Source organism: Rhizobacter sp. P3_B12 (assembly GCF_056402895.1).
In genome coordinates this window covers 1-757 of record NZ_JBFUGN010001608.1, presented here as the reverse complement: position 1 = coordinate 757, position 757 = coordinate 1, and the positions used below count along the sequence as shown (strand labels likewise).

The window sequence follows — 757 nt, the reverse complement described above, 5'->3', positions numbered from 1 at the left end:
GAGCGGCTCGCCGTGCTGCTCTCGGCGTGTGGCCAGGCGCTGGACCAAGCGGCGTCGCAGGGTGAGCCCACCCAGCCACCCGCCGAGGCCGGCCCGGCGCCGCGCAGCGCGTTGGCCGATCTGGTGGCCGGCCTGGCGCGGCAGGTGCCGATCCCGCCGACGGCGCAAGCCCCTGCCGCAACCGCCGAACTGGACACCCTGCCTTTCTTCCGCCGCACCTGGTCGCGGCTGAGTGCCGATCAACGCCTCGCGCAGTCGCAGGCTGCCTTGCCGGATAACGCCGGCCCGCTGAATTCGCATCACCTCGTGCACCGCTCGCTGACGCTGATGCGCGACCTGTCGCCGGGCTACTTCGACCGATTCGTGGCCCATGTCGATGCCTTGCTGAGCCTGCAACAGGGCAAGGGGTGATGCGTGCCGGAAGGCGCATCCCCAAGCTTGTCGATGCCGGCGTGGGTGGAACTGCGGTTGTCGCCCGTTGCGCGGCAGCGCTATAACCTTCTCACAGCAACGAGCGCATGCCGCGAGGGCACGCGACGACGCAGGGAGCCGACGTGAGCGACGAGCCGACCGCACAGGACTGGCGACAGCCGTTTCGGCGCCTGGCCGTCGGTGCCGCACTGGCGCTGGCCGTGGTGGCGGGCTTCCTCGCGTTCTCGCTGTGGACCAGCCACCAGCGCTACCAGGCCGCCGCGGCCGACAACCTGCAGAACCTCACGCTGAACCTGGAGCGCTACCTCTTCACGCGCCTGCAGGC

At 70.7% G+C, this 757-nt stretch carries 2 protein-coding genes; both read left to right on the top strand.

All coding sequences use genetic code 11. The features are described 5' to 3' along the window. Positions 1–411, top strand: a 411-nt coding sequence (locus AC1D01_RS37195) for a DUF2894 domain-containing protein (protein WP_477874899.1), incomplete at its 5' end; no start/stop codon positions are given. Positions 412–518: 107 nt separating this feature from the next. Then, positions 519–757 (top strand): hypothetical protein (locus AC1D01_RS37190; protein ID WP_477874897.1); only part of this gene is annotated, 239 nt, incomplete at its 3' end.